Source organism: Flavobacterium sp. (assembly GCF_004211145.1).
Taxonomy (GTDB): Bacteria; Bacteroidota; Bacteroidia; order Flavobacteriales; family Flavobacteriaceae; genus Flavobacterium.
The window spans coordinates 1-22632 of sequence record NZ_SEBS01000049.1 but is presented as its reverse complement, the minus strand read 5'-3'; the positions used below and the strand labels follow the sequence as shown (position 1 = coordinate 22632).

Below are 22632 nucleotides of genomic sequence, written 5' to 3'. Positions count from 1 at the left end.
GCTATTAAATTACTAATCGCCTTCTCCTGATCAGGACGATCTGGCAAAGTAGATATTGCATAATGTTTTTCAATGGATGCTATCAGCCCATCCGCCATTTCCAATAATGTGTCATATTCCATTTCGCCTGCTTTTATAGCCAACAGCTCTTCCCTATTCGAAACTCTTATGTTGAGTGTTCCAGTAGAAAGAATCTGTTCGGCAGTTTGCAAGAGCCGAATCGTATGCATCATGTTCTTGCTGTCATAATTCTTGCCATGTTGCTGGTTGGTGTTATAGCGTTCGTCATTTCGCTTTTCAATCCACTCCCAATACTCGGTGTATTCCTTGCAATATTTGGAATAGCCATCTTGATTGACCGATAAATAGCCAATCGGCTCTTCCCCTTTCGGGATGGACGACAACGAAACCTCATTCGAGTTTTCCTTTTGTATAATTCCTTTATAGCCTAAAGCAGTGGTAGTATCATAAAAAAAGGCAAACATTCCTTTTGAATTCGGAAGATTGATTAACCCACATTGTTCTTGTTGCCAATTCTTTTCAGACAGAAAAACAAGCAGTGCAACGGTGTCATACCCTTTCAAGACATAACAAAAATCCAACAGGCTTTTCTTTTCCTTTGCCATTGGGTTGACGATTTTCTTGTTCAAGCCCCTCGCCTTTTTAATCTGTGTCATGGCATAACCCGCAAAAGAGTCCTTGCAAAGTTTTGACAGAAAGTCTTCCAGTTGCAATTTTTCCATCAAGGGATGTTTGTATAAGATACAATCTTCTGGCGTGGCCAAAATCTCCAAGATGTTCGGATTGTTTTTTAAAAGCAGTTCTACAAAACGGCCTATTTCATAATAAACTTCATCATTGGTGGCATTGGCAACCTGCGGAATATACTCCAACCCATAGAATTTTTCCTTGGGCAGATAATAAACCCCTTTTATATCTGTATCTGATGTTGGCGTGTTTAAGCCAAAGGATTTGCTTCCGGAGATGACTTCGAAAAGGAGGAGGTTTTGGGATTTTGGGGGAGTAGCGGTTTTTGGGTATGGGTAGAATTGACGTTGGGTTCACGGATGGGATTCCGCCCGGTGGGCGGCATCCCTCAAAGCTCCGCTTTGAGAAACGAAAGTGTTCAAACAAAAAAAGCCTCGAGCGAGCTCGGGCTTTTTTTGTTTGAACACTTTCGTTTCATTCGTGACCTCGATGGGATTCGAACCCATACGCCTTGTGAGCACCACCCCCTCAAGATGGCAAGTCTACCAGTTTCTCCACGAGGCCATGGTTAACTTAAATTGTGACCCGACTGGGGCTCGAACCCAGGACCCCAACATTAAAAGTGTTGTGCTCTACCAACTGAGCTATCGAGTCATTGCATTGAAGAATTTGACTTTTCGGTCAATTGTGACCCGACTGGGGCTCGAACCCAGGACCCCAACATTAAAAGTGTTGTGCTCTACCAACTGAGCTATCGAGTCTAGTTACATTTCTTCAATGCGGGTGCAAATATACAGTCTTATTATTAATTTTTCAAACCAATTTTATTTTAAATTTACCTTTTTTTCAATATCATCCTTAACGCCTTATTTTATAAGGTTTTGCCTTCATGAGAAAACTATTATTGTGCGGTTATATGGGATCCGGAAAGTCGACCGTGGCCAAACTTCTGTCGCAAAAACTCCAAACCGAATGCTTCGACCTTGACGATTTGATCGAGGAAAAAGCCCAAATGTCAATCAAGGAAATATTTGAGACGAAAGGCGAGGTGTTTTTCAGGAAACTTGAACACGAGGTTTTCCGCGGGAAAATGCAATCGGAAGAGGGCTTTATTTTGGCTCTCGGCGGCGGAACTCCCGCTTATGCGAACAATCATCTGTTGTTGAATGGAGAAGGCGTGAAGTCATTTTATCTGAAAGCGTCGATCGACACGATTTACGAACGTCTCATCCACGAACATCACGAGCGTCCTTTGATCGCGGGAAAAGCGCCCGACGAAATCCGTGAAATCATCGCGAAGCACCTGTTCGACCGAAATTATTACTACCTGCAATCGTCGCACGTGATAACGATCGACGCGAAATCGGTTGAGGAAATAGCGTTGGAAATCATCGGGAAATTAACTTAAATAAGCCGCGTTCGCATTTTCCTTGAACACGACTTTCACATGTTCCATCAAAGAAGTCGAGAGTGAAATCCCTTTGAAATCGGCCTTTACGGGATATTTTTTGTGGTTGCGATCCACGAGCACGGCGGTTTTGAATTTGTTGAGCGGGACATCGAGAAAATGTCGGACGCCATAAATCAACGTCGTTCCTGAGTTCAGTACGTCATCGACCAAAACCAAACCCTTGTTCGCATATTCTTCCTTAGGGATCGAAGTCTTCACGGGCGACGTCGGATTTTTTTTATCGATCTTCACCTCGCACAACAACGGTTTAATGCCTGAAATTTCCTCATACACCTGCGCGATTTCCCGGGCGAACACGAAACCGTTCGACGCGATTCCCGCGAGTACGATTTCCTCCTCGTCGGCGAAAGTCTCATAAATCTGGTAGGCGATTCGCCTGATCTTGTGTTCTATCTCGCTCGAATTGAGTATGATATTCTTGTTCATTGCTGCGGTTTTTCAGGGTTCAAGTTACGCATTAATCACAAATCCTCGTTCGGCGAATCGTCAAAATCATTGCCGTATTCATCGAGGTCGCGACGGTCTTTTTTAGTCGGTCGTCCATCGCCCGTGCGTCGGTAGTGCTCTTTTGAAAGTTTCATGAGCTCGAGGTGCGCGAACGATTCGGCCGGCGTCTCATCCTTTCTATACATGTCTACGAGTTTCGCCCCGACGCGACTCGGTGGCAAATCAAGCACCGAAACGATGTGCGTGATCTGATCTCGTCTGAACGTGATCTTATCGCCCGGAAAAACTTCTTTCGACGGTTTGGCGACGTTGCCGTTCACGGTGATATGGTTTTTCTTGGCCGCTTCGGTGACCATATTTCGCGTCTTGTAATAGCGCACGCACCACAGGTATTTATCGATTCGCATGATTGTCTAAAATAGCGTTAAAGTACTCACAAAAATAAATCAATATTGTATCTTGCGCTCCTAAAAAAACTTGCAAACATGAAAAAAGGAATTATTTTAACATCGCTCGTCGCACTTTGCCTTTTCCTGGCAAATTGTCAGAAAAACGACGACGGTAATTCGGTGAAATTGCGCGATTACCAAACGCAATACGACACTGATATCGCCGACATCGAGCAGTTCCTCAAAACACACAGTTACGAAGAAGTAATCGCTCCCGGAACCGCTCAGGACGGAGACGTGATTTTTCACGAAGTGCCTGAAAACGATGCGACATCCATTTTCGCGAACGCCGACGGAAAGCTTACGTACCGCATGGTCGAAGACGACGATATCGAATACAAATTATATTACCTGAAATTACGCGAAGGCGGCGGTATCGCCAACGACAAGCCATTTCCTTGCAATGTCGATGCAGTACTCGCGGCTTACAGCGGAACGTATTTGTTCCATTTGACAGGGGAAGATGAAGACGGCGTGGCATACGACTCGTTGAAAACCAACGAATTCGAGACCAATAATTTTCCACAGACTTTTTTCAATCTCGAAAGTGTCGTAAAAGGATGGAGCGAAATATTCCCGCAATTTAAAGGCGGTGACCATGAGGAAATAGAAGGCCAGCCTACGTTGTATACTGATTTCGGGGCCGGCGTAATGTTCATCCCTTCAGGATTGGGCTATTACAATGGAGGCGCGAATGGAAGTATTCCGTCGTATTCTCCGCTTATCTTTACGTTCAAATTGTTTGAAATCAAGAGATTGGACCAGGATGCCGATGGAATTCCATCTTATCTCGAAGACCACGGATCGCTTGACGGTGGCACGACGCCTGACCGTTACATTTACATCACGCTGGACGATGACGGTAATCCATTGCCGAACCCCGATGATACTGACAATGACGGTCCGCCGGATTATCTCGATTTGGACGATGACGGCGACCAGATGTTGACCAAAAGAGAACTACAGATAAACCTTGGCGACGATACGCAACTCTACGATTTCTTTACCGTTCCTGATTGTAGCGGAGACGCCACGAATCCTGATAGGCTAAGACGTCATTTGGATCCTGCCTGTGCGGGTTCGACACCGTAACGACTTATATGGAAACAAAAAATCCCGTTCAAACCGAACGGGATTTTTTTATGGAATAAACGGAATGATTATTTTCTCGTAACTACTTTTTCAGAAGCCGCAACGATAGCGCTTGCATTCAGTTTGTATTTCTCCATGAGCTGCTCAGGCGTTCCCGATTCTCCGAAGCTGTCGAAAACCGCAACGAATTCCTGAGGCGCCGGATTGTTCAATGCCAGGACGCGCGCAACACTTTCGCCGAGTCCGCCGAGTATGTTGTGTTCTTCGGCAGTCACGATGCAACCGGTTTTCTTCAAGGAATTCAAGATGATTTCCTCGTCGAGCGGCTTGATCGTATGGATGTTGATCACTTCGGCCGAAATGCCTTTCGCTTCGAGAGTTTCGGCGGCCAAAAGCGCTTCCCAAACCAAATGTCCTGTCGCTACGATCGTGACGTCGGTTCCTTCGTTCAGCAGAATTCCTTTTCCGATTTCGAATTTTTCGTCAGCCGGCATGAAGTTAGGCACGACCGGTCGACCGAAACGCAAGTAGACCGGACCGTGATGGTCGGCGATCGCAAGCGTGGCAGCTTTCGTCTGGTTGTAATCGCAAGTGTTGATGACCGTCATTCCGGGAAGCATTTTCATGAGCCCGATGTCTTCTAAGATCTGGTGCGTCGCTCCGTCTTCGCCCAAAGTAAGGCCTGCGTGCGATGCACAGATTTTCACGTTCTTGTCGGAATAGGCGACTGACTGTCGGATCTGGTCGTAGACGCGTCCCGTAGAAAAGTTCGCGAAGGTTCCCGTAAATGGGATTTTCCCGCCGATCGTAAGTCCGGCCGCGATCCCGATCATGTTCGCCTCGGCGATTCCGATCTGGAAAAAGCGTTCCGGATGATTTTTCTTGAAGTCGTCCATCTTTAGCGATCCGATCAAATCGGCACAAAGCGCGACTACATTTTCATTTTTTTGTCCGAGTTCAGTAAGACCGGCGCCGAATCCGGAACGCGTGTCTTTACTGCCTGTATTTTCGTATTTTGTCATTTTTATGATCTTGAGTATTGAGTTGTGAGATATGAGTATTTAGACGCCGCTGAAGTAGCGCAAAGTCTAAATTCATATCTCACAACTCATATCTATTAATAATCAGATTCCGTATCGATGTAATTCTGCAACAAAGCCGTCTCAAGTTGAGCGTCACTCGGCGCTTTTCCATGCCAGGCGTGCGTGTGCATCATGAAATCGACGCCATTGCCCATCTCAGTGTGCAACAAGACACAGACAGGTTTTCCTTTTCCGGTGAGCGCTTTGGCCTCGGTCATTCCGGCGATGATCGCTTCAATGTTGTTTCCTTGCGTGATTTCGAGAACGTCCCATCCGAAGGCGATGAACTTCGCGGCGATGCTGCCCATGTTCAGGACTTCGTCGGTCGATCCGTCGATCTGCTGTCCGTTCAAATCCACGGTCGCAATGATGTTATCGACTTTCTTGGCCGACGCGTACATGATCGCTTCCCAGTTTTGTCCTTCCTGCAATTCGCCGTCTCCGTGAAGCGAGAAGACCAAATGATTGTCCTTGTTTAGTTTTTTGGCTTGTGCGGCTCCGATGGCAACGCTCAATCCCTGACCCAAAGAACCTGACGCCATCCGGATTCCGGGCAAACCTTCGTGAGTCGTCGGGTGGCCTTGCAAACGAGAGTTGATGTGGCGGAAAGTTGCCAATTCCGATACCGGGAAATACCCGCTACGTGCAAGCGTGCTGTAAAAAACAGGAGAAATGTGGCCGTTCGACAAGAAGAAAAGATCTTCGCCGATTCCGTCCATGTCGAAGCCTTCCTTGCGATCCATGATGTTTTGGTAAAGGGCTACGAAAAATTCCGTGCAGCCCAGGGAACCGCCCGGATGGCCCGAATTCACGGCATGAACCATGCGCAGGATGTCGCGCCTGACCTGAATTGCTAAAGCGTTTAACTGTTGTGTGTTACGTTTCATTATAAGGTTTTAATTAAACTGCCGCAAAGATACTTTTAATTGACAATTGATAATTGACAATTGATAATTAATAATTAACAATGAAGCCATGATTTCAACAAATTAAGTGTTAAAAATACACTTATGCAAATTTATTTTGAGTGCATGGGTAAACGAGAGACAGAATGCCTGCGTTTTGTTCAACAGAAATATCGAAGTTGGATAATTCGGGCGTTCGCGATATTCATCGATATTCATTTCAAAAAAAAATCCCAAAGCAAAAGCCCCGGGATTTTTCGAACATGGCAGTCCTTCAAGAGTTAATTTTTCCAGAAGTTCCAGAGTTTACCTGAGAACTTCATATAGGCCGAATCAGGCGAGAGGCGCAATTTGTTCTGCACCGGGATTTTGCCTTTAAGCAAATCCAGACGCGCTTCGGCAGTGCGCAACGAGATCCATTGCTGTAATAGATTTTCGGCGGTCGCGGCGAGTTTTTGGCGCGTGCCTTCATACGATAAATATTCATTCTGCAACTCGTAATCATAATCGCCGATCACCGCAAACGCCGGATAATCGTATCTCAAACTAAAATCGTGGGCCGACCTCACCACGCGAAACAAGTTCCCGTCTTCAAGGATCTGTTTCAACGTGTTCTCGAATTTGAACAGCGCATATTCGTCGGTGTCAAAGTTCGAAAGCAGTTTCGAGAACTCGTAACCCACGCTTTTGCTGTTGTAATTGAAACTGTAGAACGCTTTCCAGAGTTCATTTTTGACCAGTTTGTCGGCTTCCTCGAGAGAATTGAGCCCGGCTTCGAAATCTCTCAGTGACAAGTTCCTTTCAAGGACTTGGAAGAATTTTGTGGTTAGGGTTTTCATGATGGTTATGTGTTTTTTTAGTGCCTGAGTGCTAGGTGCCTGAGTGCCTGAGTTCGTGCGTGTTAAATTCACGTCTTTTTGTCCCATTCAAATCAGATCTACGTTGCAGATCAAAGCGTTTTTTTTAAATTCTTTTTTTTGTCGTCTCTAATTTTTTTCTTTTTTTCTCAGGCACTCAGGCACTCAGGCACTCAGGCACTCAGGCACTCAGGCACTCAGGCACTCAGGCAAAAAAAAAGCACCTGCTATTGGCAAGTGCTTTCGTATCCTAAAAAAAAGAATGTTACTTCTTTCGCGTCTGTTTACTTATACACTTGCCGGCAATCCCATATCGATCGCACACAAACAGCATCGCTGCCTGTTTAGGCTGCTGCATCGCTGCGTTTGGAATGTGATTGATGGAATTGATGGTTTTCATTACTATATGTATTTTATTGTGCGGTCGATCTGTGTTGTTTTTGACTTTGCAAAGTAAAGAAGTCTTTTTTAAAAATCCAAGAAAAATTTAATTTATTTTATTGAAAGTCAGATAGTTACAAAATATTTAGGGCGCAAAATTCCTGTCCGCGAAACGTTGGCGGGAGCTATTGATTCAAAAATCGAGTGTCAGCGGTCTAGGCGACAAGGATCAGCAGGATTGGATTCGGCAAAACTTGACTTTCATTTTTTCTATTCATCGGTTAAAAAAAAAGCGCCCCGGTAATCAGGACGCTTTGTATATCTTATTTTTCTTCAATGTGAATCAAAATTTGGGTTTACACAAAACGCCCTTGTGGCCGAACGGTTTCACGTTCGAGCGCAGGTCGCAGATCTGGATATGGTTCTGTGTTTTCATCTGGTGCAAAAATAGGGAAGTAAATTGAGAATGGACAATTGAAAATTGACAATTAATCGTTAATTAAATGATTTGTAGCTGTTTCCTGCTGTCCGCTATTAGTCCTCGTCGCCAAGTCCGCTTTTTTTTAGGCGCGGCGTCGGGCTTCCTTCGGTCGCCGCGCCGCGCCCAAAAAAGCAAGGCTTGGCAACTGCGGGCTAACCGCTTCCATCAGGGCTGGCGAACCGTTCCTAACGAATTTTTTTGATCAACCGAATGCCTTTACGATATCGATCACGTTGGCGATCACCAATACGGCAAAAACCAAAAACAGCAATCCGTTGGCGATAAGGCCCAAGATTTTCGAGGCGTTGTTGGGCTCTTTAATACTTCGCAACGCATGCGAGAAGCCGAAAACTATAAATACGATCAGCAGAATCCCGCCAATCGCAGTAAAAATTTCGTTTCCGGGAGCAACCGCGGTAATCACGGCGATGACCAAAAAAGTCACGAAAGACAAAAGTGCGAAACCCAAGGATTTTCTGGAATGTGTCATTTTCTCGAGCCCAGATTTTCCATCGTCGTCCTGAACTTCATCACGATTTCGTTTTGTGAAGCGTGTTTTCCGTTTTTCACGACCCATTTCCCGCTTACGATCGTTCCCAAGATATTCGAAACGTCACTCGCATATACGAACGTATTGCACAAATTTTTCAGTGACGACGTCGCGACCAAAACCGAATCCGCGTCCATGACCACCGCGTCGAAATAATCTCCGACCTTAAAGAACGTTTCATGCTGCGCGCCCATCGCCTTGCGTCCGCTTTTCCACGCCATCGCCATCGCATTGAATCCGCTGTCGCCGTGATTCGGTTGATAGAACGTCGTGCGTTTGTGCGAGATCAGCCGTTGTCCGTAATCCAAAATCCTGAGTTCTTCAAACGGATTGAGCCCGACGTGGCTGTCGGTGCCGATGCTCCAATTTCCACCGGCGTTCTTAAATTCCTCGAATCGGAACAAGCCATCGCCCAGATTTCCTTCGGTACTCGGACAGATCACGACATTCGCGCCTGATTTTGCGATACCCGAAACCTCGGAATCATCCAAATGCGTCGCGTGCACCAAATGATAATTTTCGTTTACATCGCAATTGTCGAGCAACCATTGCACGGGGCGTTTTCCGTGGAAATTCAGACAGTCTTCGATTTCCTTCAACTGCTCCGAAACATGGATGTGGAACGGTTTCTCGTTGTCCATTTCCTGCGTCAATCGGATCACATCTTGAGGTTTTACTGCACGCAGCGAATGGATTCCCGTGGCGAGTCTCGCGCCTTCATAAGTAGCGACCGCTTTCGCCGAACTCTCGAGTAACTTGAAATAATCATCCGTAGTTTCTGAGATGAAGCGTCTTTGCTTTTCGACGGGCGCCTGTCCAAAACCGCCTTGTTGGTAGAACATCGGAACCAATGTAATCCTGATTCCGGTCTTTTGCGCCGCGCGGACCAAACGCAATCCAAGTTCGGCCAGGTTTTCATATGGTTTTCCGTCTTTGTCGTGATGCAGGTAATGGAATTCGGCCACCGACGTATAACCGTGGCGCAACATTTCTGCATACAACATCGCCGCGATGTCCTCGAGTTGCCCGGGTGAAATTGCAAGCGCCAAATTGTACATCGCGTTCCTCCAGCTCCAGAAATCGTCGGGCACGCCTGAACCTTCGTGCAGTTCGGCCAAACCCGCCATCGCATATTGGAATGCGTGCGAATGGGCGTTTTGGAAACCCGGAAGCGCGAATCCGTTTATGTTTTCTCCATCGGAATTTTGGGTGACCGAAAATATTTTCCCGTCTTCGTCAATGGCGACCGACGCGTTTTCAATCCAGCCGTTTTCGGTCAGCAAACCTTTAAAAGTCAACGTTTTCATGCGAGCTCGGCAATCAGGTTTTGGAATGTTTCTTTGAGAAGTTCGCGCATTTTGTTCGCGCGCTCGTCGTGGTATTTCGTTTCGGAATCGTCCATGTAGTTCGTTTTCGCCATCTCGAGCTGGAGCGCATGGATGTTGTCCTGGGGTCGCCCGAAACTTCTCGTGATGTAACCACCTTTGAACGGTACGTTGTGCTGGATGTCGTAATCGCCTTTTTGAAGCGTATCGTAAGCCGCGGCAATGATTGCGGGAGAAGCCGCGACCAAATCGTTGTCGCCCAAGATCAAATCGGGGAACGGCGTTTTTTGGATGCCGGGAACCGATTTCCTGATCGAATGAGCGTCGAACAACAACACTTTCCCGAATTTCTGTTTCTTCTCTTCGAGCAGCTCGCCGACCTTCGCGTGATACGGCATGAAATAATCTTCGAGGCGTTGCTCAACCTCCCGGTCGTCGGGATTTTTGCCCAGATACAACGGCAATCCGTTAAAATCGGTGTGCGGAACCAGACCCGTGATCACGCGACCGTCGTAATAGAGCGGCTCGCGTTGCGGGAATCGGTTCAAGTCGATCACCCAGCGGCTGTAATTCGCCGTGATCATCGTGATGCCCAGCGAGGGCGCGAAATCGTATAATTTATCGATGAACCAATCCGTATCGTCGGGCGCTTCGACGAGCTCGGGCTTCAACCGCGACTTGATGTGATCGGGGAAATACGTACCCGAATGCGGCGAGGAAATCACGATCGGGACTTCATTCGCGGTCGGTTCTATAATATTGTAGAGTTTCATGATGGGAGTTTGTGACTCAAAGATACGGAAGTCGAAAGTCAAAAGTCGAAAGTCGAAAGGATAAAATCCTTTAAAATCGAGGCATTGTTTGATTAAATGAAATAAATGAACGTTTCGAAATTCGCGAACCAAGACCTTCGACTTTCGACTTTGGACTTTCGACTAAACTGGTAGGGTTCAGTAGGTAAAAGCAATCGTTCTCGTTAATTTTACCAAAATCAAAATTTTACGCATGAGAATCCGTTTACTTTTATCGCTTTTGTTTTTTACGGCGCTTTCCATTGCCCAATCGCCAAGAAAGAAGATCGACTTCGACTTCGGGTGGAAGTTTCACTTTGGGCACGCCGCCAATCCTGAGAAAGATTTCAATTATTCAGTCGCGACGGTGTTTTCCAAATCGGGCAACGGAGCCAAGACGGCGATCGATCCGAAATTCGTCGACACGACTTGGGCCAAAGTCGATTTGCCACACGATTGGGCTGTCGCGCTTCCGTTCGTGAACGTGAAGAATTTCGATGTGCAATCGCATGGATTCAAACCCGTCGGCGGATTGTTTCCTGAAACGTCGATCGGTTGGTATCGAAAAAATTTCACGGTTTCATCGGCCGATAAAGGCCAGCGATTCGAACTCCAATTCGACGGCGTATACCGCGATGCCCAGGTTTGGGTCAACGGTTTTTACTGCGGACGAAACGAAAGCGGCTATCTCGGCACAAATTACGACATCACCGATTTCCTGTTGTTCGACAAGGAAAACATCGTGACCGTTCGCGTCGACGCGACCCAATACGAAGGCTGGTTCTACGAAGGCGCGGGCATTTATAGACACGTTTGGCTGAATCAATATTCGAACACGCATATCGCGACCGACGGTGTTTTCGCACATGCGAAAGTCTCGGGCAAAAAAGCGAGCCTAACCGTTGAGACCGAGGTTTCAAACGACGGTTTTTCAAAATCCGACGTTACGGTTTCGGCCATGTTGAAAGACAGGAACGGGAAAGTCGTCGCGACATCGAACGCGGGCGGATTGTCAATTAATCCCGGCGACGTGAAGACCGCAAAGGCTACGTTGTCGGTTTCAAACGCGAGACTGTGGTCGCTTGAAGATCCGTATCTGTATCGCGTTGTCGTTCAGGTGAAACAAAACGGAAAGGTAATCGACGAACAAAAAGTTCCGTTCGGCGTCCGGACCATAGAAATCAATAAAAACGGCGTGTTCGTAAACGGAAAAAAACACAAGATCTACGGCGTGAACAATCATCAGGATCACGCTGGCGTCGGGTCGGCGATACCCGACCATCTGCATTACCATCGCGTAAAACTCGAGAAACAAATGGGCGTGAACGCTTGGAGAATGAGCCACAACGCTCCCGATCCCGTGCTTTTGATGGCTTGCGATTCACTTGGAATGTTGGTTTTGGATGAGCAACGTCTGCTCAATTCGGGTAAGGAATACACCGACCAATTCAAAAAATTATTGAAACGCGATCGCAACCACGCGTCGATTTTCCTATGGTCGATCGGGAATGAGGAAGGTTTGATCCAGAAAAACGAGTTCGGAAACCGCATCGCGAAGACGCTTTTGTCGGTCCAAAAACAATACGATCCGACGCGAACTTCCACATACGCCGCCGATTTGGGAACTGAATTCGAAGGCGTGAACGAAGTCATCCCCGTGCGCGGTTTCAATTACAGGCAATTCGCCGTCGCCGATTATCACAAAGCGCATCCCGATCAGCCGCTCATCGGAACTGAAATGGGAAGTACGGTCACGACTCGCGGCATTTATGCGAAAGATTCGATCCGTGCGTACGTTCCCGATCAGGATATCACGGCGCCTTGGTGGGCGAGTAAGGCTGAGGATTGGCAGAAATTGTCGGCTGAAAATGAGTATTGGCTCGGCGGTTTCATCTGGACGGGATTCGATTATCGAGGCGAACCGACGCCTTACGGATGGCCGAACGTGAATTCCCACTTCGGGATCATGGACGTTTGCGGCTTCCCTAAGAACCTGTACTATTATTACCAAAGTTGGTGGGCAAACAATGATGTGTTGCACATTTCCCCGCATTGGAATTGGCCCGACAAGAAACATTGGGATCGCCCGAGCGACAATGTCGAGGTTTGGGTAAATTCGAATGCCGACAACGTCGAGTTGTTCCTCAACGGCAAATCACTTGGTAAAAAAGACATGCCGCGCAACGGTCATTTGAATTGGAACGTGGCTTACGAACCCGGGAAACTCGAGGCAGTCGGTTATAAAAAAGGAAAAAAACTCACGGCGAAAGTAGAGACAACCGGAGCCGCAACTGAAGTCGTCGTCACGCCGTACAAAACCACGATGACGGCTGACGGAAAAGACGTCGCGATCGTCAACATTTCGGTAATCGACGCGCAAGGACGCGAAGTTCCCGATGCGAACAACATGATCACGTTCGACATCAAGGGCGATGCGAAAATCATCGGTGTCGGAAACGGCGATCCGAGTTCACACGAACCTGACAAATGCGTCGACGGCGCGTGGCAACGCATGTTGTTCAACGGGCATTGCCAGGTCATCGTGCAAGCAGGAACGAAATCGGATTTTATTCACTTCGATGCGAAGGCCGCAGGATTGGAAACGGGCGGAACCGATTTTATAACGGTCGAACCGGCGAAGAAACAAATCGTGACATTCGATTCGAAATACAGTTTGAAAGGCGAGGCGGCGAAAGTGATTTCGGTCGATAAAATGCTCGGTGCCGATATTTCATTCTTGCCTGAACTCGAAGCCCGCGGCATGAAATTCCAAGACAAAGGCGTCGAGAAAGATGCGATCCAAATCTTGAAAGATCACGGTTTCAATTACGTCCGACTCCGGATTTTCAACGAACCCGCGAATGAAAAAGGATATTCGCCGGGGAAAGGTTTCTGCGATCTGCCGCACACGTTGGCGATGGCAAAACGCGTGAAAGCCGCGGGAATGAAACTGCTGCTCGACTTTCATTATTCCGATTATTGGGCCGATCCCGGAAAACAATACAAGCCGAAAGCGTGGGAAGGCCAATCGCTCGAGCAACTCAAAAAATCGCTGTACGATTGGACATTCAAAGTAATGTCGGAACTGAAAAATCAAGGCACGTTGCCTGAAATGGTGCAGGTCGGAAACGAAATCAACCACGGATTGGTTTGGCCTGAAGGATCGATCGCGAATCCTGACGGCATGGCACAATTGTACAACGCCGGCGTTTCGGCCGTGAAAGCCGTGAACCCGAAAACCCAGATGATGTTCCATATCGCGCTCGGCGGACAGAATTTCGAGTCGGTGGAATGTTTGGATGAAATGGTGAAACGCAACGCGCATTTTGATGTGATCGGGCTTTCGTATTATCCGAAATGGCATGGAACGATTCAGGATCTCGAATACAATCTCGCCGATTTGTCGCAGCGTTACGACAAGGACGTAATCGTCGTGGAATATTCGCACCGCAAACAGGAAGTGAACAAGGCCGGTTTTGAAGTTCCGAATGGTCGTGGGAAAGGGACGGCAATTTGGGAACCGTTGTCGACTTGGGAGAAGTTTTTTGAGCGCGATGGGAAATCGAACGAATTGTTGCTTGAATACGACGATATCAGCGGGCGTTTCTTGAAAAAGTAAGGTTGGTTTTTAGATTGTTATCTGGAGCTTCGCATGATTTTACGTTGTTAAGATTTGAACCATTAAGTGCATTAAGATCATTAAGGGTTTTGGTTAGATTTATTTTGTAAACGATAAATATAGTTAAGAGAATTGTGATTTTTGGTAGATAATTTTTTGGACAGTTAAGATAGTTGAGAGTAGTTAAGAGCGTTTAATTCGCTTGTAGGATTTCGGCTATCTTGATTGTTTTGAGAATCAAGTCGTTCAAAATTTTATAAATCAAACCAATAATTATACAGCCGGCCGTCGTGTCGGCTTTTTTAATTTCGGATAAAACATTCCAACGAAAAATCTCCGACATATCGCGCGTTTTTTTTCGCCCGTCTCAACTAATCTCAACTATCTCAATTGTTCAAAAATATATCAGTTCATTCAAAACTTTACAAATCAAAACAACAATTATGTAGCCGGCCATCGCGTCGGCTTTTTTAATTTCGGATAAAACATTCCGACGAAAAATCTCCGGCATATCTCGCGCGTTTTTTTTCGACCGTCTCAACTAATCTCAACTATCTCAATTGTTCAAAAATATTTCAGTTCATCCAAAACTTTACAAATCAAACCCATAATTATACAGCCGGCCATCGCGTCGGCTTTTTTAATTTCGGATAAAACATTCCAACGAAAAATCTCCGACATATCGCGCGTTTTTTTTCGACCGTCTCAACGAATCTCAACTATCTCAATTGTTCAAAAATATATCAGTTCATCCAAAACTTTACAAATCAAAACAATAATTATATAGCCGGCCATCGCGTCGGCTTTTTTAATTTCGGATAAAACATTCCAATGAAAAATCTTCCTATATATCTTGCGCTTTTCTTTGTGTCGATCGCCTTTTCCCAACACGACCATCACAACATGCAACCCAAGGATTCGATGCCCAAAATGCAAATGGACACGACCAAAATGGACCACGACATGACAATGGGAAACATGAGCCACGCGTTTTCACAAAATCTATCCATGAACCGAAACGGGTCGGGAACGTCGTGGTTGCCCGACGCTTCGCCCATGTACGGCGCGATGTTCCATGCCAAGGACTGGATGTTCATGGCGCACGGCAACTTATTCGTGAGATACAACAATCAGGATTTTGCAAGTAAAGGTTCGCGTGGGGACGACGAATTCGATGCGCCGAACTGGCTGATGTTCATGGGGCAGCGCAAAATCGGGCAGAAAGGACTTTTCCATTTCAATACCATGTTCTCGTTCGACGCGCTCACGGGCGGAAACGACGGTTATCCGTTGCTGTTCCAAAGCGGGGAAGCGTATCGAGGCTCGGCTTTGGTCGACAGGCAGCATCCACACGACCTTTTCTCAGAACTTTCGGTAAGTTATTCGTACGCGTTCACGAAAGACATGGACGCATTCGTTTACGTCGGATATCCCGGCGAACCTGCGCTTGGAGCGGTTGCGTTCATGCATCGTCCGTCGGCGTTGAACAATCCTGACGCGCCTTTGTCGCACCATTGGGTCGATGCGACGCACATCACGTTCGGAGTCGCGACGATCGGGTTCCGATACGGGGAATTCAAAGTCGAAGGTTCGTCATTTACGGGGCGCGAACCCAACGAACACCGATACGATTTCGACAAACCCAGATTCGATAGTTATTCAGGTCGATTGTCATTCAACCCCGACAAGAATTGGGCGCTTCAGGTTTCACACGGTTTCTTGAAACAGCCTGAGGAATTGCATCCCGACGATGTGAACCGAACCACGGCATCGGCGACGTATAGTTTGCCGCTCGCGGACGACGGTTGGTTCAACGCCACGGCACTTTGGGGAATGAACAAGACACAAGGACACGACGGCGAACACGCGGCGCTTTTGGAAGCATCTTGGAACAGAAAGAAATTAGCCGTTTACGGTCGGTATGAATTCGTGCAGAAATCGTCAGAAGAACTCAGTTTGCCCGACGCGATTTACGGGGATTCGGTTTTTCCTGTAAATGCGGTCACGGCTGGTTTGAGTTACGATTTGTATTCCATCGGAAAATTCAAATTCGCCGCCGGCGGACAAATGAGTTTTTACTCGACCTCGTCACGACTTGACGGGCTTTATGGAAATAATCCGATGGCTTTTGAGGTGTATTTGCGAGTGTATCCGAGTTTGATGAAAATGTAAAGAGTGGGTTCATTGGTTGATCGTTTATCCGATTAACCAGTGAACCACAAATCAATTAACCAATCCACCAATCAGCCCTTTATCACCAACGTTTTCTCAATCATATCAAAACCTTCCTGATTATCATCGGCATCATCGTCGGCTTCCTGGATTAAAATGGTGTACGTGATGCCATTGTGCAGGAAAGAATGGATCGTTCCGTGATGTCCGACGGTCAGTATCTTGGCCGAGAATCCGGTAGAAATTGTTTCATGACCCGCAAATTTTCCTAGTTTCGTAGCCGTGAAAACCAAATTTGACGACTTGTAGACCGCGTTATTGCGCAACTCTTCCTGATATACTTTCACGTTTTCATCGAGATTGAGTTCGCCATTGACCCAAGTCAACGTGAAAAGTCCGCTCGAACTGAATCCTTCTTTTTGGGCGGCGACATAGTATCCGACTTCGGTGATCGGTTCCTGCTCGATTTTCCAGTCGCCGGGAATGGTGAACGACACTGCGTCGTGGGTAAAAAGTTTCGGTTCCGTTTTACTGCAGGCTACGACCAGGAAAAGTAGCAAAAGTGAGAGTTTCTTCATGATTTTAGTTTTGATTGTTCAATCGATTTGTGTTGTGATAGATCCAATATTTGTTACGAATATCCAAAATACGCAATTTATCCCGCAATTTTTTTGAGGAACGGCACACGATGCAACAGCCAGATAAGGCCGAACGTCATCGCGAAACAAATTACCGTGACCATCGGGACGCCAATCGCCGGATGGATCAGTGAACCTCTCAACCCGTTCGAGTGCAGTTTCATCAGGATGAAAACGTGGGCGAGATAGATTCCGTAGCTGTATTTCCCGAAACGGCTTGCGTATTCGATCACTTTTAGATTCGTGGGTTTGTATTCGCGGATCCACAAGAATAATCCTGTCGACATCAGCACGACGTTGGGCGTGTTGATCATGAAAAATGTCTCGTCGACCGCGCGCGTGATGCCATTTGTCGAATAGTGCCACGAAATTAAAAATGTGAATACTAAAGACGAGACGAAAAGCAAGCCTCCATACAATCTCGATTTTACGCCGAAGTCGTTTCGCGCCAAATAATAACCCAAAACCGGATACCCGATCGCGCCCGTAAAATAACGCAACTCGAACGCGGGTAGAACTTCTCTGAAAACCGGGAATTCAAAAAACTGCAACGCGAACCAAATGCCCAAAAAATAAAGCAGTTCGCTGTTTTTGGCGTGTCGCGCGAATCTGGAGAGAATCGGGTAAAATAAATATAGGCCGATCAAAACGTACATGAACCAAAGATGGTAATACGCAGGATTTTGTATGTTACTCCAAACGAAAGCAGCGATGTCGCCCGCGTCCACCGGCGTTTGCTTCATCTGCGAGATCAATTTGTGGATGATGTACACCAAACTCCACAACAAAAACGGCGGAAGGATTCTTGACATTCTCTTCCTAAAAAAATCCGGCAACGAATCGGGTTTTCCCAACAGTAAAGCCCCCGAAATCATCAGGAAAAACGGCACACAAAATCGAAATGAATCGAAAAACAGCGCGGTCAGCCATTCGTGGTTGTTCGTCGCGGCGAGTTTTTTGGCCACGGGATCGGCCACATGGATCATGACGACCGTGAAGGTTGCGACGACGCGCATGGCATCGGCCCAGAAATACGATTCTTTTGTGGCGCTTTCGTTCATTTACGAAGGTTGTTTGTTGGCGTGAGAAAGAAACCGCTATTTGGGAACCTTTGTCGACTTGGGAGAAATTCTTTGACCGCGATGGGAAATCGAATGAATTGTTGCTTGAGTATGACGATATTAGCGGGCATTTCTTGAAAAAGTAAGGTTGGGTTTTATAGATTTTTATTTGGAGCGTTGCACGATTTTACGTTGTTCAGGTTTAAATCATTAAGTGCATTAAGAACAGTAAGCTGTTTGGTTTCGTTTACGGTCATCAGGTTGGAAATTCTCGAAACACAATGGCTGTTTCATCCAACAATTCGACCTAACAACGGCACCAGTTTTAAGACCTTGATTATTGCGTATGAAACAGCCATGCAAATTAATACGATTACGGGAATTCCAATTGCCGGATGAACGAAATCGCCAGCCATCCCTAAAGACGACAGCATAATCAATATCAAAATGTGGACGAAGTAAATCCCGAAACTTTGCGTGCTGATTTCTACTAAAAGCCGTCGTATGAATCGTTGATGGACTTCGCAATAACGCAAAACCAAAAATATTCCCATCGAAGCGATGATCACGTTTGGCGTTGTCGTATTGTAAAAAATTTCTGAAAAATTCCCGGACTTTCGTATTTCGACCAGTGTTGCGCAGAATGTCATGAGCGTTCCCAAAATGAAACAGGCCAGTCCGATTTTTACGGGATTTCTCCATCGAATGCGAGAAAGATAAAAGCCCAGCACGGGGTAACCGATAAACCCTGAGAAATATCGCAACTCAATCTTCGGCACAAGATTGTGTAAGTAACCGATCGTCGTCAGCGAAATCGCGAACCAGATAATGAGGAAATACAGCAATTGATTTTCGGTCGCGCGCCTTGCCCATGAACTTAGGATCGGATAAAAAAGATACAGCCCGATGAGCAGGTATAGAAACCAAAAATGGTCGTACGGTTTGTCCCTGAAATTGCGAAAGATAAACATGACAATGTTTTTTACGCTCATTTGGTAACCGTTGTTTAATTTTTGAATCAGGTTGTACAGCGTGTAGATCAATCCCCAAAATAGAAACGGCCACAGTATTTTCTTGAATCGTTTGCGCATGAAATCCCTGATCCCATATTCTTTTGGAAACAATAACGCGCCTGAAATCATCAGGAAAAGCGGTACGCTAAACCGCACGATACTATCATAAACGTGAGCCGTCATCCAGTGATCGTAGCGAATTTTGCCGTATTCCAAAACGAGACCACCTGAAACATGTATCGTCAAAACCGCGAGAATAGCGACCGCGCGAATTTGTTCGGCCCAGAAATACGATTCTTTTGTGGCGCTTTCGTTCATTTTATATCGTTGTTTGACAGGTTCGCGATGCAGCGTTCGCGAATCTCCCAAATTTCATCGAAAGTGCTGCGAATATTAGTTTCCGACAACCAATTCCTAATAAAATCCTTGTGGAATTCCACTTTGAAATCGGCGACTTGTTCAGGCGTGATCTCGATTTCGGTCAGCAAAACGCTTTCAATAGTCGAAATGTCCGAATGCGGGTTCGTAAAATCAAGCCTGCGATTGTTCGACCTCAGGTAACAATGCGCTTCGGGAATGAAATCGATATGGTTTTCGAGCAATACATTAGCGATTCCGGGCGTGTTCGATTTGGTCATTTCATAAATCCCGATGCACAGTTTCACATCAATATGATTTTCATCGGCGATCGATTTCAACAACGCATGTTTGGAACTGCAACTTCCTTTTCCTTCCGATAGGACCAGCGTGAAATCGTGTCGGTTTTCGTTTCGTCCGTACGGCAAATTCCGAACGTGGTTCACGAGCGAATTCCAATCGGAAATGCCGAGCGAATTGACTTTTTCCGATGTTACCCCGGGAGATCGCAACGCCAAGATCACATTGAAACCATCGGGATCGGTGATCGTGTGGCCGTGGACATTCCAGTATGGATTTTTATTCTTGACAGGATGAATGCCGCGGTTGACGGCCTGTTTCACGATGTCGTGGATTTCAGCTTCGGTCGAGAGATAAAATACGAGCGCGTCGTCTTCGTCGGGAACATGTCCGGGTTTTTCGTTAGAAACCGTGAATTCGAGTTCCCAATCCTGGTTACGATAGCCTACGAAAACACCATCGTAAACGTCGTGATTCTCGAAATTCCCGAGTTTTTCAAGGCCGATGACTTCGGTGTAAAACGAAACCAACGGTTGTAAATCATTTGTATGTCGCGCGTGACGAAAATGCATTTTTATTTGAACACATACGTTACGACCGCGCCCGGAGCCAAAGTTCCGCCAAGCGAGCTCGAGTGGTGCGCGATGATGAATTTGCGTTCGACGTTCGACGTATTCACGATGATCATCACGATTTTATTGTCGGGCGTGAGGAAAGCCACGTTGGGCAAACCTTCGAGTTCCGATGTGTAGATGCGTTTCGATCCCGGACGCACGAATTTCGACGCATGCGCCATGTGATAATACGCGACGTTTCGGTCCACGTTCGAGCCGTCGATCGTGACAGCGCCCATGCAGGTCGTGCAACCGCCGCGATCAGTGTGCGGATCGTATTTCGGGTCAGACGCCAAGTTCCATTGCAGCACGGTTTTCGCCCAGTTCTTCGTTGTTCCGACCAATAGGTTTTCGACATTCCATTTCAAATCTTTAGGGAAATCGCCGGGACCGCCCGTCCATTGTTCCGTGAAGTAAATGTTCTTGTCGGGATGCGCGTCGTGCACTTTCGTCATCGCATCGACCGTCCCGCCATACAGGTGAAATCCGGAACCGTCAACGTATTTCTTGGCTTTCGGATCGTTCAGGATCTCAAGCGGATACTCGGGTTTGTCGCAATTGTGGTCGTACACTATGATTTTGGTCTTGATGCCCGCTTTCTCGAACGCCGGCCCAAGATGGTCGCGCACGAAAACCAATTGGTCTTTGGCGAGCATCAACAAACTCGGGTTGTTCCCGGGATGAAGCGGTTCGTTTTGGACGGTGATCGCGTCGATCGGAATTCCCTCGGCCTTCATGCCCTGGATATATTTCACGAAATAATCGGCGTACGCGCCATACCATTCAGGTTTCAGGGAACCGCCACGCGTGTCGCCGTTGTCCTTCATCCAAACCGGAGGCGACCAAGGCGATCCCATGATCTTGAGCTTCGGATTTATCTTGAGGATTTTTTTGAGGATCGGGATCAATCCCGTGCGATGGTCGTTTTCAAGGCTGAACTTTTCGAGTTTCGGATCGGTTTGTCCCGCGGGTAAATCGTCGTACGAGAAAACAGTTTCGTCGAGATCGGACGCGCCGATGCTCACGCGCAGATAACTGATCCCGATCGACATGCCTTTCGTGCTGAACAATTCCTGCAACAAATCATTCTGCGCTTTGTCGGACATTTTCGAAAGCAGTTGCGCGCTTCCGCCTGTCAGGCAATACCCGAAACCGTCGATCGTTTGGAATTTTTGGCCTTCGTCGAGCTTGATCAGTTTGATCTCGGCGCTATTTTTTGCGTTGTTCGATGTAAACGAAAAAGCATCGCGCTTGCGGAGAATGTCTTTTTTGTCGGGCGTCGTCGTCCAGGATTCGGCGTTCCAGTGTTTTTGTTTTTGAGCCGACACAATTCCTGAAATCAGGAAAGACGCGACAATCGCAGTTGATTTGATAAGGTTCATTGTTGTTTTTTTGATCGTTTATTTCGAAAGTTGAAGATACTAAAAAACCCGACGCTTCGTGTGAGATCGTATCACGAAACGCCAGGTTCATTAAAGTATTCGAAATTTATTGGAGCTGTTCGTCGGGTTGGTTCTCCACGACTTTTCTAAGTCCGTCGAGCACGACTTTCCAGTTTTCCTGTGAATGATCGCAGGCTTTCTGGTCGCTGAAACCTTCCTGCGTCACGGTAAGTTTCGAGAATTCGTCGTCGAGGGTCTCGATTTCGAATGTGATGACCGAATAATTTTCGGGAACGTCTTCGAGTCCCGCGGTCAAGTAACTCATGCTTACCGAATTTCCGGGGTCGATTTCGAGCACTTCGCCTTTTTCCTCGTATGATTTTCCGTCCCATTCGCCTCTCCAGAAAACGGGCGCGCCTTTTTCCCAAGAGGTTTCCATTTCAGTTCCGAAGAAGTATTGTTTGATGAGTTCGGGTTCGGTGAGTGCACGCCAGACTTCAGTTGCGGGCGCGTGCACTTCAATTTCGGTGTGGATTGAAAGTGTGTTGTCCATGGTTGTAACAGTTAAGAATTTGATTAAAGTTACGATTTTGGGTTGAGAGGATTTGTGGGTTTTAATATATTTTGTGATGTGGATTATTGGTGTGAGTTAATTTTGCGAATGAAGGCACAGAGATTTTTTTACAGTTAAGATAGTTGAGAGTAGTTAAGGCATGCGCTTGGATGATTGGACGTTAGGTTTGGATGTTTTGCGACGAAGGCACGAAGATTTTTTTACAGTTAAGATAGTTGAGAATAGTTAAGACATTCGTTTGGATGATTGGACGTTAGGTTTGGTTGTTTTGCGACGAAGGCACGAAGATTTTTTTACAGTTAAGATAGTTGAGAATAGTTAAGACATTCGTTTGGATGATTGGACGTTAGGTTTGGTTGTTTT

General features: G+C 46.7%; 19 protein-coding genes and 3 tRNA genes. 4 read left to right on the top strand and 18 right to left on the bottom strand.

Annotation, left to right across the window (positions count from 1 at the left end):
• The 4 genes from EOO50_RS16235 to EOO50_RS16220 form a co-directional block, all read right to left on the bottom strand.
• Window positions 1-986, bottom strand: a 986-nt coding sequence (locus EOO50_RS16235; protein ID WP_290841338.1) for a nucleotidyltransferase domain-containing protein, incomplete at its 3' end; no start/stop codon positions are given.
• A gap of 203 nt (window positions 987-1189) precedes the next feature.
• Window positions 1190-1272 (bottom strand) — tRNA-Leu (locus EOO50_RS16230).
• A gap of 17 nt (window positions 1273-1289) precedes the next feature.
• Window positions 1290-1362 (bottom strand) — tRNA-Lys (locus EOO50_RS16225).
• A gap of 34 nt (window positions 1363-1396) precedes the next feature.
• Window positions 1397-1469 (bottom strand) — tRNA-Lys (locus EOO50_RS16220).
• A 128-nt stretch (window positions 1470-1597) separates the two neighbouring features.
• Between EOO50_RS16220 and EOO50_RS16215 the strand changes: the two genes are divergently transcribed.
• Entirely contained in the window at window positions 1598-2116 is a 519-nt protein-coding gene (locus EOO50_RS16215) for a shikimate kinase (RefSeq protein WP_290841337.1), read from the top strand.
• Here EOO50_RS16215 and EOO50_RS16210 read toward each other — a convergent pair.
• Both EOO50_RS16210 and EOO50_RS16205 read right to left on the bottom strand, forming a co-directional pair.
• Entirely contained in the window at window positions 2108-2605 is a 498-nt protein-coding gene (locus tag EOO50_RS16210) for a phosphoribosyltransferase family protein (protein WP_290841336.1), read from the bottom strand. The two genes, EOO50_RS16215 and EOO50_RS16210, sit on opposite strands and share 9 nt — an antisense overlap.
• A 35-nt stretch (window positions 2606-2640) precedes the next feature.
• A complete protein-coding gene (locus EOO50_RS16205) occupies window positions 2641-3033 on the bottom strand; it encodes an RNA-binding S4 domain-containing protein (protein WP_290841335.1) in 393 nt (130 codons plus the stop codon).
• Between the two features lie 78 nt (window positions 3034-3111).
• Here EOO50_RS16205 and EOO50_RS16200 point away from each other — a divergent pair, with 78 nt between their 5' ends.
• Window positions 3112-4167: an FKBP-type peptidylprolyl isomerase gene (locus EOO50_RS16200; protein WP_290841334.1), complete on the top strand. Its 1056-nt coding sequence runs from the start codon at window positions 3112-3114 to the stop codon at window positions 4165-4167.
• Window positions 4168-4235: 68 nt separating this feature from the next.
• Here the strand turns inward: EOO50_RS16200 and EOO50_RS16195 are convergent, their stop codons facing one another.
• The 6 genes from EOO50_RS16195 to EOO50_RS16170 form a co-directional block, all read right to left on the bottom strand.
• The gene (locus EOO50_RS16195; RefSeq protein WP_290841333.1) at window positions 4236-5189 is read right to left on the bottom strand and encodes a transketolase family protein; all 954 of its coding nucleotides are present in this window, start codon (window positions 5187-5189) and stop codon (window positions 4236-4238) included.
• A gap of 95 nt (window positions 5190-5284) precedes the next feature.
• Window positions 5285-6136, bottom strand: coding sequence for a transketolase (locus tag EOO50_RS16190; protein ID WP_290841332.1), 852 nt, complete (start codon window positions 6134-6136; stop codon window positions 5285-5287).
• Window positions 6137-6435: 299 nt separating this feature from the next.
• Window positions 6436-6993: a hypothetical protein gene (locus EOO50_RS16185; protein ID WP_290841331.1), complete on the bottom strand. Its 558-nt coding sequence runs from the start codon at window positions 6991-6993 to the stop codon at window positions 6436-6438.
• 1082 nt (window positions 6994-8075) lie between these two features.
• Window positions 8076-8363: a hypothetical protein gene (locus tag EOO50_RS16180; RefSeq protein ID WP_290841330.1), complete on the bottom strand. Its 288-nt coding sequence runs from the start codon at window positions 8361-8363 to the stop codon at window positions 8076-8078.
• On the bottom strand, window positions 8360-9730 hold the full coding sequence (hutF, locus tag EOO50_RS16175) for a formimidoylglutamate deiminase (protein WP_290841329.1): 1371 nt from the start codon (window positions 9728-9730) through the stop codon (window positions 8360-8362). The genes EOO50_RS16180 and hutF overlap by 4 nt, the downstream gene beginning before the upstream one ends.
• The gene (locus EOO50_RS16170; RefSeq protein WP_290841328.1) at window positions 9727-10521 is read right to left on the bottom strand and encodes an N-formylglutamate amidohydrolase; all 795 of its coding nucleotides are present in this window, start codon (window positions 10519-10521) and stop codon (window positions 9727-9729) included. The genes hutF and EOO50_RS16170 overlap by 4 nt, the downstream gene beginning before the upstream one ends.
• A gap of 232 nt (window positions 10522-10753) precedes the next feature.
• Between EOO50_RS16170 and galA the strand changes: the two genes are divergently transcribed.
• Together galA and EOO50_RS16160 are read left to right on the top strand one after the other, a co-directional pair.
• Window positions 10754-14158 (top strand): beta-galactosidase GalA, encoded by a 3405-nt coding sequence (gene galA, locus EOO50_RS16165; protein WP_290841327.1) that lies wholly within the window; start codon window positions 10754-10756, stop codon window positions 14156-14158.
• Between the two features lie 831 nt (window positions 14159-14989).
• The gene (locus tag EOO50_RS16160) at window positions 14990-16330 is read left to right on the top strand and encodes a hypothetical protein (RefSeq protein WP_290841326.1); all 1341 of its coding nucleotides are present in this window, start codon (window positions 14990-14992) and stop codon (window positions 16328-16330) included.
• Between the two features lie 71 nt (window positions 16331-16401).
• Here the strand turns inward: EOO50_RS16160 and EOO50_RS16155 are convergent, their stop codons facing one another.
• The 6 genes from EOO50_RS16155 to EOO50_RS16130 form a co-directional block, all read right to left on the bottom strand.
• Window positions 16402-16908, bottom strand: a complete 507-nt coding sequence (locus EOO50_RS16155; protein WP_290841325.1) for a hypothetical protein — start codon at window positions 16906-16908, stop codon at window positions 16402-16404.
• A 77-nt stretch (window positions 16909-16985) separates the two neighbouring features.
• Window positions 16986-18029: an acyltransferase family protein gene (locus EOO50_RS16150; RefSeq protein ID WP_290841324.1), complete on the bottom strand. Its 1044-nt coding sequence runs from the start codon at window positions 18027-18029 to the stop codon at window positions 16986-16988.
• Between the two features lie 290 nt (window positions 18030-18319).
• Complete coding sequence (locus EOO50_RS16145) at window positions 18320-19360, bottom strand: acyltransferase family protein (protein ID WP_290841323.1); 1041 nt, start codon at window positions 19358-19360, stop codon at window positions 18320-18322.
• Window positions 19357-20271 carry a VOC family protein gene (locus EOO50_RS16140; RefSeq protein ID WP_290841322.1) on the bottom strand — a complete coding sequence of 305 codons (915 nt, stop codon included), beginning with the start codon at window positions 20269-20271 and terminating at the stop codon, window positions 19357-19359. Before EOO50_RS16140 ends, EOO50_RS16145 begins: the two co-directional genes overlap by 4 nt.
• A 2-nt stretch (window positions 20272-20273) precedes the next feature.
• Window positions 20274-21695, bottom strand: coding sequence for a glycoside hydrolase family 30 beta sandwich domain-containing protein (locus EOO50_RS16135; RefSeq protein ID WP_290841321.1), 1422 nt, complete (start codon window positions 21693-21695; stop codon window positions 20274-20276).
• Window positions 21696-21801: 106 nt separating this feature from the next.
• Entirely contained in the window at window positions 21802-22248 is a 447-nt protein-coding gene (locus EOO50_RS16130) for an SRPBCC domain-containing protein (protein ID WP_290841320.1), read from the bottom strand.
• Window positions 22249-22632 lie beyond the last annotated feature (384 nt).

Coding starts and splice junctions, on each gene's coding strand:
- EOO50_RS16215 (WP_290841337.1), top strand. CDS start 1,598: ATGAGAAAACTATTATTGTGCGGTTATATGGGATCCGGAAAGTCGACC.
- EOO50_RS16210 (WP_290841336.1), bottom strand. CDS start 2,605: ATGAACAAGAATATCATACTCAATTCGAGCGAGATAGAACACAAGATC.
- EOO50_RS16205 (WP_290841335.1), bottom strand. CDS start 3,033: ATGCGAATCGATAAATACCTGTGGTGCGTGCGCTATTACAAGACGCGA.
- EOO50_RS16200 (WP_290841334.1), top strand. CDS start 3,112: ATGAAAAAAGGAATTATTTTAACATCGCTCGTCGCACTTTGCCTTTTC.
- EOO50_RS16195 (WP_290841333.1), bottom strand. CDS start 5,189: ATGACAAAATACGAAAATACAGGCAGTAAAGACACGCGTTCCGGATTC.
- EOO50_RS16190 (WP_290841332.1), bottom strand. CDS start 6,136: ATGAAACGTAACACACAACAGTTAAACGCTTTAGCAATTCAGGTCAGG.
- EOO50_RS16185 (WP_290841331.1), bottom strand. CDS start 6,993: ATGAAAACCCTAACCACAAAATTCTTCCAAGTCCTTGAAAGGAACTTG.
- EOO50_RS16180 (WP_290841330.1), bottom strand. CDS start 8,363: ATGACACATTCCAGAAAATCCTTGGGTTTCGCACTTTTGTCTTTCGTG.
- hutF (WP_290841329.1), bottom strand. CDS start 9,730: ATGAAAACGTTGACTTTTAAAGGTTTGCTGACCGAAAACGGCTGGATT.
- EOO50_RS16170 (WP_290841328.1), bottom strand. CDS start 10,521: ATGAAACTCTACAATATTATAGAACCGACCGCGAATGAAGTCCCGATC.
- galA (WP_290841327.1), top strand. CDS start 10,754: ATGAGAATCCGTTTACTTTTATCGCTTTTGTTTTTTACGGCGCTTTCC.
- EOO50_RS16160 (WP_290841326.1), top strand. CDS start 14,990: ATGAAAAATCTTCCTATATATCTTGCGCTTTTCTTTGTGTCGATCGCC.
- EOO50_RS16155 (WP_290841325.1), bottom strand. CDS start 16,908: ATGAAGAAACTCTCACTTTTGCTACTTTTCCTGGTCGTAGCCTGCAGT.
- EOO50_RS16150 (WP_290841324.1), bottom strand. CDS start 18,029: ATGAACGAAAGCGCCACAAAAGAATCGTATTTCTGGGCCGATGCCATG.
- EOO50_RS16145 (WP_290841323.1), bottom strand. CDS start 19,360: ATGAACGAAAGCGCCACAAAAGAATCGTATTTCTGGGCCGAACAAATT.
- EOO50_RS16140 (WP_290841322.1), bottom strand. CDS start 20,271: ATGCATTTTCGTCACGCGCGACATACAAATGATTTACAACCGTTGGTT.
- EOO50_RS16135 (WP_290841321.1), bottom strand. CDS start 21,695: ATGAACCTTATCAAATCAACTGCGATTGTCGCGTCTTTCCTGATTTCA.
- EOO50_RS16130 (WP_290841320.1), bottom strand. CDS start 22,248: ATGGACAACACACTTTCAATCCACACCGAAATTGAAGTGCACGCGCCC.